This is a genomic window from Acidovorax sp. GW460-11-11-14-LB4 (assembly GCF_059423685.1).
Genome location: NZ_JBWKYJ010000006.1, coordinates 74,368 through 88,002, shown reverse-complemented (window position 1 = coordinate 88,002; position 13,635 = coordinate 74,368). Strand labels below are relative to the sequence as shown.

Sequence of the window (13,635 nt, the reverse complement as noted above, 5' to 3'; positions counted from 1 at the left end):
AAATAAATAGCACCATGAAATCCATCCTCCCCCGTTCCACCGCTCAGCCATGACCCTGCGTCAGACGCTCAACGCACTGCCGCGCGACGCGCGCGACACGCTGTTCCTGCTCGTCGTGATTGCGTGGGTCATCGCCCCGCAGGTCAACGTGTTGCCTGTATGGGCGAGCCTGCTGGCGGCCGGACTGATGCTGTGGCGCGGCTGGCTGGCCTTCAAGGGCCGCCCGCTGCCGACGCGCTGGGTGCTGGCCGTTCCGCTGGTGATCGCGGTGGCGGGCACGCTGTACACCCACCGCACCATCCTGGGCCGTGATGCAGGGGTGACGCTGATCGTGATGCTGCTGGCGCTCAAGATGCTGGAACTGCGCGCGCGGCGCGACGCGCTGGTGGTCTTCTTCCTGGGCTTCTTCACGATGATCAGCAACTTCTTCTTTTCGCAGTCGCTGTTCACGGCCGCTGCCATGCTGGTGGCGCTGCTGGGGCTGCTCACGGCGCTGGTCAATGCCCACATGCCTGTGGGGCGGCCACCGCTGTCGCAGGCACTGCGCACCGCAGGCACCATGGCGCTGCTGGGCGCGCCCATCATGGCGGCGCTGTTCATGCTGTTCCCGCGCATGGCGCCGCTGTGGGGCATGCCCAGCGACACCATGAGCGGCCGCAGCGGCCTGTCGGGTGTGATGAAGGTAGGCAACATTGCCGAGCTGGCGCTGGATGACACGGTGGCCATGCGCGTGCGGTTTGACACCCCTGACGGCGCCGCGCCACCGCAGAGCGACCTGTACTTCCGCGGCCCCGTGTTCGGCACCTTCGACGGCGTCGAATGGCACCCGGTGTCGCCCCGCCCCGGCGATTATTCGCAGGCACGCACCAGCACCGTCGCCAACCTGCGCGTGCAAGGCCAGCCTGTGCGCTACGAAGTGACGCTGGAGCCCCACCAGCGCCCCTGGCTGCTGCTGCTGGACGCTGCGGTGGACAAACCTGCCGTCGCGGGCATGGACACCTTCATGACGCAGGACCTGCAGTGGCTGACCACCCGCGCAGTGACCGATGTGGTGCGCTACAAGGCCGAAAGCTACCCACAGTTTGCCCATGGCCCCAGCGCCCCCAACGCCGCCCTGCGCACCTATACCGAGCTGCCCACCGGCTTCAACCCCCGCACGCTGGCGCTGGCCCAGCAACTGCGCAACGACCCCCAGCTCAACCCCAACCCCGCGCAAGACAACGCCGAGGCCCTCGTCAATGCCGCCCTGAACCGCCTGCGCACCGGCGGATATGTGTACACGCTGGAGCCCGGCGTGTACGGCCAGCACACGGCCGACGAGTTCTGGTTTGACCGCAAGGAGGGGTTTTGTGAACACATCTCCTCGGCCTTTGTGGTGCTGATGCGTGCGCTCGACATCCCGGCCCGCATCGTCACCGGTTACCAGGGCGGCGACCGCAACCCCGTGGACAAGCTCTGGACCGTGCGCCAGAGCGACGCCCATGCCTGGGCCGAAGTCTGGCTCTCCGGCCGGGGCTGGGTGCGGGTGGACCCCACGGGCGCCGTATCGCCCGGCCGCACCGGGGCCTTTCAGAGGCTGCGCGCGCCCCAAGGGGCGTTTGCCACCGCCATGGGCACGGTCATCAGCCCGGGTCTCGCGCAGAACCTGCGCGCCGTGTGGGAGGCCGTCAACAACAGCTGGAACCAGTGGGTGCTCAACTACACCCAGAGCCGCCAGCTGGACCTGCTCAAGTCCCTGGGCTTTGAGTCGCCCAGCTGGCAGGACCTGACCATGGTGCTGGGCATCCTGATCGTCGTGGCGGCCCTTGGGGGCATGGGCTGGAGCCTGTGGGAGCGCAGCCAGCACGACCCCTGGCTGCGCCTGCTGGCCCGCGCGCGCCAGCGTCTGGCCCGCGCAGGCATGGCATTGCCCGACACCTTGCCGCCCCGGGCCATGGCCGAGCGGGTGCAGGCACAATTCGGCGCACCCGCTGCGGCGGTGGCCGACTGGCTGCTGCGGCTGGAGCGCGTGCGCTACGCCCCCCACCCGGAGGCCGCCCTGGGCGATTTGCGGCGGGAGTTCCGCAGCCTCGCCTGGCCGAAACAGTGAATCATCCCCTGAGCGGCTGCGCCGCTTCCCCCAGGGGGACGATGCCCTCGCTGCGGGGCGGCCCTTGCTTGGCATCCCTGGTCTTGGAGCGCGCCGGTATCAGGCGCTGCAGGGAGCCACAACATGACGAACCATTGACATGAAGAAGACAGCATCATGGACCACGGCAGCTATATTTTTGATAGCTGCCTGTGCATTACCCGCTAGCGCAAAGCCCGAAAATCAACCCAAACCGGCGGCCCCGAAGGCACATGCCAAAGCCGGCCAGGCCCACCAGGGGCGGGCCAGTGCCAAGGCCCCGGTGCTCTACGCATCGCGCCCTGAGGCCATGGACTTTGCCGACGACCTAGCCACACGGCGGGACCTGGACCGCGAGTGGGTGCGCCAGGCCATCGGGCAGGCGCATTTCTTGCCGCAGGTGCCCCGCCTCATGCTGCCGCCCGCCAAGGGCACGGCCAAGAACTGGCGCGTGTACCGCAGCCGCTTCATCGACCCCATCCGCATCCGTGCAGGCGTGCGGTTCTGGCAGGAGAACCAGGCCATGCTGGAGCGTGCCGAGCGCGAGTTTGGCGTGCCCGCCGAGATCATTGTGGGCATCATCGGGGTAGAGACTATCTACGGCCAGCAGATGGGCACCTTCCGTGTGATGGACGCGCTGGCCACGCTGGCGTTCGACTTTCCCTCCGCCCACCCGCGCGCCAAGGAGCGCACCGAATTCTTCCGCCGCGAGCTGGAGCAGTTCCTGAGCCTCACCAACCGCAGCAACACCGACCCGTTCGAGCCGCGCGGCAGCTATGCCGGCGCCATGGGCCTGGGCCAGTTCATGCCATCGAGCTGGGTGCGCTACGCGGTGGACTTTGATGGCGACGGCCGCGTGGACCTGTTCAAGAGCCCGGCCGACGCCATCGGTTCGGTGGCCAACTACTTCCGCGGCCACGGCTGGACGCCCGGCATGCCCACGCACTTTGGGGTGCAGTTCGACAATGCGCGCCTGAAGCTGGACGACCTGCTCGCCCCCGACATCCTGCCCACCTTCAGTGCCGCCAGCATGTTGGCCAAGGGCGCTGTGCTGGATGCCCACGGCGTGCAGCACACGGGCCCGCTGGCGCTGGTGGAACTGCAAAACGGCAACGATGCGCCCAGCTACGTGGCAGGCACCGAAAACTTCTACGCCATCACGCGCTACAACTGGTCAAGCTACTACGCCATGGCCGTCATCGAGCTGGGGCGCGAGGTGGCGGCGGCGCGCTGACCGCTGCCCCACCGCTGCGAGCCACTCGCTGAACGGCGCAACCCGGGGGTTTCTGCGGGCTCGGAGCCCCCGCCCAGCACACTTGTGCAAGTCAGTCCACAATGCCCGGCTGTGACCGCTTGCACAGCGGCCCGGCCACGGCGGAACGCCCTGGCCCTCCCAGAGAACCCTCCCAATGCCTGCATCACCTTCTCCAGCACCCGACACGGACGCCATCGTCCGTGTACGCGGCCTGAGCAAAACCTACGCCGGCGGCTTTCAGGCACTCAAGAACATCGACCTGGACATCCGGCGCGGCGAGATCTTTGCCCTGCTGGGGCCCAATGGCGCGGGCAAGACCACGCTGATCAGCGTGATTTGTGGCATGAGCAATGCCACGGCGGGGTCCGTCACGGCCGATGGGCACGACACGGTGCGCGACTACCGCGCAGCCCGCGCTGCCATTGGCTTGGTGCCCCAGGAGCTGCACACCGACTCGTTCGAGACGGTGTGGGCCACGGTGAACTTCAGCCGGGGGCTTTTCGGCAAGGCCCCCAACCCCGCGTACATCGAGAAAATCCTCAAGGACCTTTCGCTGTGGGACAAGAAGGACAACAAGATCCTCGCGCTGTCGGGCGGCATGAAACGCCGCGTGCTGATCGCCAAGGCACTGTCGCACGAGCCCAAAATCCTGTTCCTGGACGAACCCAGCGCCGGCGTGGATGTGGAGCTGCGCCACGACATGTGGCGCCTGGTGCGGGAACTGCGTGACGCGGGCACCACCATCATCCTGACCACCCACTACCTGGAAGAAGCCGAGGACATGGCCGACCGCATCGGCGTGATCCGCAAGGGCGAGTTGATCGTGGTGGAAGACAAGGCCGTGCTGATGCGCAAGCTGGGCAAGAAAGCGCTGGCCATCACGCTGCAGCAGCCCATGGCGCAAGTGCCCGCACCGCTCGCCCGCTGGCCTCTGGCCCTGAGCCAGGGCGGCACCGTCCTGACGTACACCTTCGACACGCAGCAGGAAGACACCGGCATCGCCGCCCTGCTGCGCGCCCTGACCGAGCACGGCATCGACTTCAAGGACCTGCACTCCAGCGAAAGCTCGCTCGAAGACATCTTCGTCAGCCTGGTGCACCAGGACAAGGTCCCAACCCCTTCGCCCCAGAAAGCGATCCCAGCATGACCGGTGTGAACCTGCATGGCGTGCGCGCCATCTACCGCTTCGAAATGAACCGCGCCTTCCGCACCTGGATGCAGAGCCTCATTGCGCCCGTGCTCACCACCGCGCTGTACTTCATCGTCTTCGGCTCCGCCATTGGCTCGCGCATGGGCGACATCGGCGGGGTGAGCTATGGCGCCTACATCATCCCCGGCCTGCTCATGCTGTCGCTGCTCTCCGAAAGCATCTCCAACTCGGCCTTTGGCATCTACATGCCCAAGTGGTCGGGCACCATCTACGAACTGCTGAGCGCGCCGGTCAACTGGGTGGAGGTGCTGCTGGGCTACGTGGGTGCGGCAGCCAGCAAGTCGCTGCTGGTGTCGGTGCTCATCCTGTCCACCGCCCGGGTGTTCGTTCCGTACGAGGTGGCGCACCCCGTGTGGATGGTGGGCTTTTTGGTGCTCACTGCCGTCACGTTCTGCCTGTTCGGCTTCCTCATTGGCCTGTGGGCGGACAGCTTTCAAAAGCTGCAGGTCATCCCGCTGCTGGTGATCACGCCGCTTACCTTTCTGGGTGGGGCGTTTTACAGCATCAGCATGCTGCCACCGTTCTGGCAGACCGTCTCGTTGTTCAACCCGGTGGTCTATCTCATCAGCGGGCTGCGGTGGGCGTTCTATGGCCATGCCGACGTGCACATCGCGGTGAGCACCAGCATGACCTTGGTGTTCATGGCAATGTGCCTCGCCGTGGTGCGGTGGGTGTTCAAGACGGGCCACCGCATCCGGCGCTGAGCGCGATCACCCCGGCCGCCCCGGCCGCCCGGGGCGGACCCACGCATCAGTAACGCTGCATCAATAGCGCTGCATCTGGCAGCTGTGCGGTTGCTGCGCCTTGGCCGCCGCGATCTGCCGCACCACGCGGAAGCCGTAGCCCGAGCCTTCCACGTCGAACTTCACGCCGGGGGCGCCTTTCTTGTCCATCACGCCCACCGCCAAGGCCTGCTGGAACTGGTGGTCGGCCGCGCGCATGGTGCCGCCCTGGCCGGCCAACTGCACATTGGCCGACTCCATCTGGCGCGCAACGGCCACCACATCGGTGCTGCCCGCGCGCTCGATGGACTGGGCGAGGGCCTCCACCATCAGCTGCATACGCATGTGCACGTAGTCGTCCTGCGGCTTGGGAAAGCGTGTGCGGAAGGATTGGTAGAACGCCTCGCTTTGCGCGCCCGGCACGTTGGGCAGCCAGTCGGCCACGGCCACCACCTTGCCGATGCCCGCGTCGCCAATCGCGGCGGGAGCGCCCAGCGCGTTGCCATAGAAGGTGTAGAAGCTGCCCTCGTAGCCCACATCCCGCGCGGCCTTGACCAGCAGCGTGAGGTCATTGCCCCAGTTGCCGGTGACCACGGCCTGCGCGCCGCTGGTCTTGATCTTGACGGCATAAGGCGCAAAGTCCTTCACGCGGCCGATGGGGTGCAGCTCTTCGCCCACCACGGCCACATCGGGGCGCTGGGCAGCCAGCTGCTTCTTGGCCTCGCGCAGCACGGCCTGGCCAAAGCTGTAGTCCTGGCCGATGAGGTAGACGCTCTTCAAGGCCTTGTCCTCGCGCATCACCTCCATCAGCGCGGCCATGCGCATGTCGGCATGGGCATCAAAACGGAAGTGCCAGAAGCTGCACTTCTCATTCGTGAGGATGGGGTCCACCGCCGAGTAGTTGAGGAACAGCACGCGCTTGTTCGGCTCGCGCTCGTTGTGCTTGTTGATGGCCTCGATCAGCACGGCGGCCGTGGACGACGAATTGCCCTGCAGGATGACCTGCGCACCATCGTCAATCGCGGCGCGCAGGGCAGACAGGGCTTCTTCGTTCTGGCCCTTGCTGTCGTAGCGCTCCAGCACCAGCGGGCGGGGGCCGCCGCTGCTGGCAGGCAGCTGCACGCCGCCGCGTGCGTTCACGCGCTCCATGGCCCAGTAGATGTTGCGGTACACAGCCTCGCCCGTGTTGGCAAACGGGCCCGACAGGCTTTCGATGAGCGCCAGCTTGACCGGCCTGGCCTGGGCCACGGCTGCCGAGGGCGGGGTCTGCGCTTGCGTGGCAGGCGCCAACGCCACGGCGCCTGCAAGGGCCAGTGCGGCTGCCCAAACGGTGTGACGTAATGCCGCAGCGCCTGATTTCAAGCCCACAGATTGCAATTTATTCATGGCATTTTTCCCTTGAAATGCGGCGTGGCCGCACACACCTCTCTGCCATGCGGCGACCACGTCGAGAGCCGCGCAGTGTATAGGAGTTACCCATGATCTTCGCCCCCGTGATCCGCCGCGCCGCTTATGCCCAAGCCCCCCGTTCCGCCGACCTGGCGCTGCAACGTTTTCTGATGGGCGCGTTGGCACAGCCTGCCGCAGCACCCGCTGCGGGCTGCACCGTGACGCAGGACGAAAAGGCCACCACCTTGCAGCTGGACGTACCCGGCCTGGCCCGCGAACAGCTCTCGATCAGCATTGAAGGCCAGGTGGTGCAGGTGCAAAGCGTGGAAGGCGCACCGCGCAAGGTGCAGCGCGCGTGGGAGCTGCCCACCGAGATCGATGCCAGCGCCAGCACCGCCAAGCTGGAAAACGGCGTGTTGACCCTGACGCTGGTCCGCCTGGAGCCCGTGAGCAAGGCCACCACGCTGACCATTCACTGAAGCCAGCCGCTCCCAAGGCGATGGCGCATGACAGCCATCGCTATATTTTCAATAGCAATCAAGGCATGATGCACTAGCGCTTCATGCCTTTTTTGCTTGTTTTTTCTTCCAGGGCACCCGGTCAGGCGCCATTCGGCAGCCCACGGCCCTGCTCACTCATGCCGCAGCGCATCGATGGGGTCCATGCGCGCCGCGCGCCGCGCCGGGAAGTAGCCGAACACCACGCCAATCCCGGCCGAGAACACGAACGACAGCAGGTTCACGCCGGGGTTGAAGATGTAGGGCACCCCCATCAACCCCGACAGCGCAAGCGACGCGCCCGTCGCCAGCACGATGCCGATAAGCCCGCCGAGTGCAGCAAGCACCACGGCCTCGATCAGGAACTGCAGCAGCACCTCGCGCTCCAGCGCACCGATGGCCAGGCGCAGGCCGATCTCGCGCGTGCGCTCGGTCACGCTCACCAGCATGATGTTCATGATGCCGATACCGCCCACCAGCAAGCTCACGGCGGCCACGGCGCCCAGCAGCGTGGTCAGCACCTTGGTGGTGCCCGAGAGTGTGTCGGCCAGCTGCTTGGTGTCCAGCACATTGAAGTTGTCTTCGTCCGAATCCGACAGCTTGCGCAGCTCGCGCAGCAGCTGAGTCAGGCTGGCCTTCACCCGCTCGGGGTCGCTGCCATCCTTCATGGACACCAGCAGCGTGTTCACCCGCGTGTTGCCGGTCACCCGACGCTGCAGCGTGCGCAGGGGCACCAGCACGGTGTCGTCCTGGTCGTTGCCAAACGCGCCCTGCCCTTTGGACGCGAGCACACCCACCACCTCGCACGAAAACGCCTTCACACGCAGCTGGCCGCCCACGGCATCGGCCGTGCCAAAAAGCTCGCGCCGCACGGTTTCGCCGATCAGGCACACGGCGGCGCCCGCGCGCAGCTCGGCATCGCTGAACACGCGGCCATTGCGCACCGTCCAGTTGCCAGTCTCCAGCCAGGCGTTGGTGCTGCCGATGACGCTGGTCGTCCAGTTGCGCCCGCCCACCACCGCCGTGGCGGCGGCGCGTGCCTCGGGCGCCACGGCCAGGATGCCGCCGATCTGCTGCGCGATCATGTCGGCATCGGTGTCTTTGAATGCCGGGGCGCTGGTGCCGCCACCGGGCCCCATGCGCTGGCCAGGGCGCACCTGCAGCAAGTTGGTGCCCAGGCCCGATATCTGGTTCTGGATGGCCAGCGTGGCGCCATTGCCCAGCGTGACCATGGTGATCACCGCGCTCACACCGATCACGATGCCCAGGATGGTGAGGAAAGAGCGCATCAGGTTGCGCCGGATGGAACGCAGCGCCAGCAGCACGGTGTTGAGCAGCATCAGTGGCCTCCTGTGTCCGAAACGGTCACAGCCGCTGCGTTCGATCCCGCATCCCCATCCAGGCCCTTGGGATGCGGATTGGCAGCGTCGCTGTCCACCACGCCATCCACAAACCGCACGATGCGTCGGGCGTACTGCGCCATGTCGGGCTCGTGCGTAACCATCAACACGGTGATGCCGTGGTCGACATTCAGGCGCCACAGCAGGTCCATGATCTCGACACTGCGCTGGGTGTCGAGGTTGCCGGTGGGCTCGTCGGCCAGCAGCACATCGGGCTCGGTGACGATGGCGCGCGCAATCGCCACGCGCTGCTGTTGGCCACCCGACAGCTCGGCGGGCGTGTGGTGCTCCCAGCCCTTGAGGCCCACCGCATCCAGCGCCCGAGCCGCAGCGGCGTGGCGCGCCGCTGCGGACTCGCCCCGGTACAGCAGGGGCAGCTCCACATTCTCTTGCGCCGAGGTGCGCGCCAGCAGGTTGAAGCCCTGGAACACAAAGCCAAAGTAGCGCCGCCGCAGCCGTGCCCGCTCGTCGCGCGAGAGTGACTCCACATGCACGCCCTTGAACAGGTATTCGCCCGTGGTGGGCCGGTCCAGGCAGCCCAGCGTGTTCATGGCCGTGGACTTGCCCGAGCCGCTGGGGCCCATGATGGCCACAAAGTCGCCCTGCGCAATGTCCAGGTCCACGCCCTTGAGCGCCTGAAAGGCCAGCGCCCCTTCGCCATAGACCTTGGTCACGCCACGCAGGCGGATGATGGAGGTGTCGCCCGCCACGCTCATGGCTTGGCCCCTGCCGCGCGCTGATCGGTGATCACGGCCATGCCGGGCGTGAGGCCCTCGCCCGTGACCTCGGTATGGCGGCCATCGCTGATGCCCACCTGCACATCGATGGGCTTGGCGGCACCGTCCTGCAGCACCCACACCTGCCGCGTCTTGCCCGCGCCATCGCCCGCCTCGCCCCCCGCACCCGGTTTGCGTGGGCCCGAGCCAGACCGTGGCATGCGCGGCATGAGCTGCGACATGATGCCGCCACCACTGCCGCTGCCAGACGCGCCGGGCTTGGCACCACCCGCTCCGGGCTTCGCATCGGCCCCTGCGGCCTGCGCAGGCGTGAAGCGCAGCGCCGTGTTGGGCACCAGCAGCACGTCCTTGCGTTCAGTGGAAGTGATGGTGGCAGCGGCCGTCATGCCGGGGCGCAGGCTCATGTCGCTGTTGTTCACCTCCAGCCAGGTGATGTAGGTGACCACGTTGTCCGTCTTGGTGGAGCCAAACGAGACGCGCGTGACCTGGGCCGGGTAGCGGCGCGAGGGATAGGCACTGACCGTGAAGCTCGCGTCCTGCCCCACTTTGACCGAGCCCACATCGGCCTCGTCCACGCTCACATCCAGCCGCAGCCGCGTGAGGTCTTCGGCCACGGTGAACAGCGTCACCGCTTGCAGCGAAGCGGCCACGGCGTTGCCAGGCTCCACCGTGCGGGTCAGCACCACGCCGTCGATGGGCGAGCGGATGGAGGCCTTGGACAGGTTGGTCTCGTCGGTGGACAGCGCGGCGCGTGCGTCCTCGACCGTGGCGCGGGCGCTGGTTTCATCGGCGCGGGCGCGGTCCAGCGTGGCGCGACCTGCGTCCAGCTCGGAGGCCGAGGGCACCTTGCCGCCGGACAGGCGGGCCACTTCTTCGAGCCGGCCAAAGTTGGCAATGGCCTCCTTGGTGGTGGCCACGGCCTGGGCCAGGCGGGCCTGCGCCGACGCCAGCGAGGCGCGCGAGCGCAGCACCTGCGATTCGAGCTTGGCGGTGTCCAGCTCCACCAGCAGCTGCCCCTTCTTGACCTTGTCGTTCACATCCACCAACACGTTGCGCACAGTGCCCGACAACTCGCTGCCAATGGTGACCGAGCGCGTGGGCTGCAGCGTGCCATTGGCCGACACAGTGAGTGTGAGATTGCCCCGGCGCAGCTCTTCGGTGACATAGGTGGGTGCAGTGCTGGCACTCTGGCGCGATTGCCAGGCGTACAAGCCACCGCCCACCACCACGAGCGCGGCCACCCCCAGCCACACGGTAGTGCGCTGCCACCAGCGGCGGGGACGGTCGGCACCCAGGAGTGCTTCGAGGCTGGACGGGGGAGAGGAAGGTTTATCAGTCATAAGATCAAATCAGTTACTCATAGCGCATGAAACTGGCGCGGCCAAAGTGCAGGCAGCAAGCCAAGGTCCGCCCCGCAGTGAAGGCTGCGTCCCCCAGCCCGCATTGCGCAGCAATGCGAGAGCGGGGGGAAGGCGCGCAGCGACTCAGGGGGGGCTTCATGTCTTCCAGCCGCCGCCCAGCGCCTTATAGAGGCGCACATGGTCTGCTGCGACCGCAGCGGTGGTTGTGGCCACGCTCTCTTGCGTGGACAGCAGCGTGCGCTGCGTCTCCAGCACCGCCTGAAAGTCGATGAGACCACTGCTATAGCGCTGCTGCGCCAGCAGCGCGGCATTGCGGGCGGCGTCTGCAGCGGCCGTGAGACGCTCCAGTTTTTCCCGGTCGCCACGCAAGGCCACCAGCGCGTTCTCCACATCCTGCAGCGCCGTGAGCACGGTGGCTTCGTAGGCCACACGGGCCTGCTCCAGCGCGGCAGACTGCACGCGCACCTGGGCGCGGGCGGCGCCACCATCCAGCAGCGGGATAGACACGCTGCCCAGCAAGGCACTGGTTACCGCACTGCCCCCCGACAACGCGCCCAGCGTGAGTGCACGCAGGCCCAACGAGCCACCGAGGGAGAAGCTGGGGTAGCGCGCCGCATCGGCCTGCGACACGCGCGCCAGGGCGGCTGCAATGCGCTGCTCGGCCGCACGCACATCGGGGCGTTGGCGCAGCGTCTCGGCCGGGATTGCCAGCGCCAGTTCTGCGGTGGGCTGCGGCACGGGCGCACCGGTGGCCAAGGTTGCGTCGAGCGCGCCGGGCACCTGGCCTGTCAGCACGGCCAGGCTGTAGCGCGACTGCGCCAGGCTGGCTTCCAGGCTGGGAATCTGGGCGGCGGTCTGCTCGGCCGCTGCACGGGCCTGCTCGGTGACGAGCGAGGTGGTGAGCCCGGCCTGCAGGCGCCACTGGGTGATCTGCAAGGTCTCCTGCTGGCTGGCCAGGTTGCTGCGCGCAATGGCCAGGCGCTGCTGCAGCCCGCGCAGCTCGATGTAGTTAACGGCCACCTCGGCGGCCAGCGATACCTGGACGTCAGCCAGGCTGGCCTCGGCCGCGCGGGCGTCAGCCTCGCTGGCGCTCACGCCGCTGCGCAGGCGGCCAAACACATCGGGCTCCCAGCTCGCATCAAAACCGGCCTGGAAGGTGTTGCCCGTGCTGTTGCTGGCCCGGCTGCGCTGCGCCGAAGCCGATGCACCCACGCTGGGCAGCAGGCCGGCCGATTGCACATCCACCTGCGCACGCGCCTGCTGCAGCGCGGCCTGGGCGGTGCGCACGCTGGTGTTGGCGCGCAACGATTGCTCGACCAGCGAGGTGAGCACAGCATCGTCAAACCGCTGCCACCACTGGGCCAGGGACGTAGCCGTAGCCCCTTGTGCTGTGCCGTTGCCCCCCGCAGACCAGGCGGGGGGAACGGCCACTGCGGGCAATGCGCCATCCGTGGGTGCCAAGCTGGCACAGCCCGCGGTGGCCAGCACGCACAACAACAAGGCCGTTTGCCTCCACGGCACAGCACGCAAAGGTGGCGCTGCGCGGGCAGTGGGTGTGCCGGGAGAGGCCAGTGGGAGAAAACGCATGGGCAATGGCTACGCAGGGGAAAACCCCATTGTGAGCAGCGATTGCGCCCACAAGGTACCCACTGGGTCAAGCCCGCGTAAAGAATTGATGCAAGGCAAAGGTCACGCCACTGCATGCCTATGCATGCGTATGGGTAGAAAGGGTGACCGTGCTTTGCCGTACAGACGGCCCCACACGCAAGTGGGCCGGGGCGCCGGTCAGTGGGCGCGCAGCGATTCGTCCCGCAACAGCCCCACCGGTGCCAACACGCGGGCCCGGTATTCGCTGGGGCTGCACCCCACATGCGAGCGGAACGCGCGGCTGAAATGCGCGCTGTTGCTGAAGCCCCAGGACAGCGCAATGTCAGTGACCGAGCGCTGCGCATGCGCCGGGTTGCGCAGGTCGCGCAGGCAGGCCTCCAGGCGGCGGCGCTGGATCATGGCGGCCAGGGTTTCCTCGTCATCAGCCACCGCGTTGTACAGGTGCCGCTTGCTGCAGTTGAGCGCCTGGGCCATGCGGTCGATGGTGAGGTCGGGGTCGCCCAGGTGGCGGTCGATGTACTGGCTGATGCGGTCACGCAGGGCCTCGCGCTGCGACAGCAGGCTCTGCTGCCCGTTGCGCTCCAGCAGCGACAGCTGTACCAGGTGCGTGATCACATCGGCCACGCCATCGGCGGCTGCGTCGGACATGGTGGGCAGCTCGGCAAACGCGGCGCGCATGGTGTCCCAGGCCAGCCGCGACACGCCACTGGTGCCCGAGAACCGCTGCACCATCAGGTCATCGAGCTTGAGCTTGCGCTCGGGCAGCTGTTCCTTGGGGATCATCAACACCATCTGGCGCACGGCCTCGGGGTTGCTCACGGCGTAGGCGCGTGTGGTGTCGTACACGCTCCACTCCCCCGGCGACAACCATACCTGGCGACCGTTCTGCTCAAAGCACGCGCGCCCTTCGAGCTGGGCGACCACCTTGATGTAGGCCCGGTCGCTGCCCCGGATGAGGCTGGGGGTGCGCACCACGCGGTGGCGGCTCACGTCCAGTTGGCACAGGTTCACATAGCCCGCCTGGCCCGAGGTGATGTGGCCTGCAAAGGCATCGTCACCAAACGCGTCGGACTCCAGCCCGCCAATCAGGCGCCACACCGCATCGCCCCACAGGTGCAGGCGGTCGCGCGCAGGCACGGCGTCGGTGGATACCTCGGTCAGGGGGTGGGCCATGGTGTCTCCAGTGCGGGTTGCGCAAGCCTGATGGTTATGCGGCTGAATTATCGGACGCCCCGTTACCCCGTGCCACCGAGGGAAATCCGGGTAAACCCGCTGCCGTCTGCACGCTGAGGCAAGCGTTTTGTGCACGCTGAGCGCAGCGCGCAGGGGCGGGTCTGCCTACGATTCCC

11 protein-coding genes are annotated in these 13,635 nt (G+C 67.3%); 5 read left to right on the top strand and 6 right to left on the bottom strand.

Annotation, left to right across the window (positions count from 1 at the left end):
* Positions 1 to 49: 49 nt before the first annotated feature.
* The 4 genes from AC07X4_RS04765 to AC07X4_RS04750 all read left to right on the top strand — a co-directional run bounded on the left by AC07X4_RS04765 (position 50) and on the right by AC07X4_RS04750 (position 5,276).
* Positions 50 to 2,089 (top strand): transglutaminase TgpA family protein, encoded by a 2,040-nt coding sequence (locus AC07X4_RS04765; protein ID WP_494739407.1) that lies wholly within the window; start codon positions 50 to 52, stop codon positions 2,087 to 2,089.
* A gap of 139 nt (positions 2,090 to 2,228) precedes the next feature.
* Positions 2,229 to 3,341, top strand: coding sequence for a lytic murein transglycosylase B (mltB, locus tag AC07X4_RS04760; protein WP_494739406.1), 1,113 nt, complete (start codon positions 2,229 to 2,231; stop codon positions 3,339 to 3,341).
* 175 nt (positions 3,342 to 3,516) lie between these two features.
* Positions 3,517 to 4,509, top strand: a complete 993-nt coding sequence (locus AC07X4_RS04755; RefSeq protein WP_056058370.1) for an ABC transporter ATP-binding protein — start codon at positions 3,517 to 3,519, stop codon at positions 4,507 to 4,509.
* Positions 4,510 to 4,514: 5 nt separating this feature from the next.
* Positions 4,515 to 5,276 (top strand): ABC transporter permease, encoded by a 762-nt coding sequence (locus tag AC07X4_RS04750; protein WP_056058402.1) that lies wholly within the window; start codon positions 4,515 to 4,517, stop codon positions 5,274 to 5,276.
* Positions 5,277 to 5,336: 60 nt separating this feature from the next.
* On the opposite strand, the gene AC07X4_RS04745 is transcribed toward AC07X4_RS04750, so the two are convergent.
* Positions 5,337 to 6,680, bottom strand: a complete 1,344-nt coding sequence (locus AC07X4_RS04745; RefSeq protein ID WP_082522338.1) for a branched-chain amino acid ABC transporter substrate-binding protein — start codon at positions 6,678 to 6,680, stop codon at positions 5,337 to 5,339.
* Positions 6,681 to 6,772: 92 nt separating this feature from the next.
* On the opposite strand from AC07X4_RS04745, the gene AC07X4_RS04740 reads away from it, so the two are divergent.
* Positions 6,773 to 7,162 carry an Hsp20/alpha crystallin family protein gene (locus AC07X4_RS04740; RefSeq protein WP_099730807.1) on the top strand — a complete coding sequence of 130 codons (390 nt, stop codon included), beginning with the start codon at positions 6,773 to 6,775 and terminating at the stop codon, positions 7,160 to 7,162.
* Positions 7,163 to 7,314: 152 nt separating this feature from the next.
* On the opposite strand, the gene AC07X4_RS04735 is transcribed toward AC07X4_RS04740, so the two are convergent.
* From AC07X4_RS04735 to AC07X4_RS04715, 5 genes are all read right to left on the bottom strand, one after another.
* Positions 7,315 to 8,520 carry an ABC transporter permease gene (locus AC07X4_RS04735; protein WP_494739405.1) on the bottom strand — a complete coding sequence of 402 codons (1,206 nt, stop codon included), beginning with the start codon at positions 8,518 to 8,520 and terminating at the stop codon, positions 7,315 to 7,317.
* The gene (locus AC07X4_RS04730) at positions 8,520 to 9,296 is read right to left on the bottom strand and encodes an ABC transporter ATP-binding protein (protein ID WP_494739404.1); all 777 of its coding nucleotides are present in this window, start codon (positions 9,294 to 9,296) and stop codon (positions 8,520 to 8,522) included. The genes AC07X4_RS04735 and AC07X4_RS04730 overlap by 1 nt, the downstream gene beginning before the upstream one ends.
* Positions 9,293 to 10,657 (bottom strand): efflux RND transporter periplasmic adaptor subunit, encoded by a 1,365-nt coding sequence (locus AC07X4_RS04725; RefSeq protein WP_298432374.1) that lies wholly within the window; start codon positions 10,655 to 10,657, stop codon positions 9,293 to 9,295. The genes AC07X4_RS04730 and AC07X4_RS04725 overlap by 4 nt, the downstream gene beginning before the upstream one ends.
* 156 nt (positions 10,658 to 10,813) lie before the next feature.
* Complete coding sequence (locus tag AC07X4_RS04720) at positions 10,814 to 12,265, bottom strand: efflux transporter outer membrane subunit (RefSeq protein WP_494739403.1); 1,452 nt, start codon at positions 12,263 to 12,265, stop codon at positions 10,814 to 10,816.
* A gap of 198 nt (positions 12,266 to 12,463) precedes the next feature.
* Positions 12,464 to 13,459, bottom strand: a complete 996-nt coding sequence (locus tag AC07X4_RS04715) for an AraC-like ligand-binding domain-containing protein (RefSeq protein WP_494739402.1) — start codon at positions 13,457 to 13,459, stop codon at positions 12,464 to 12,466.
* Between the last annotated feature and the right edge of the window lie 176 nt (positions 13,460 to 13,635).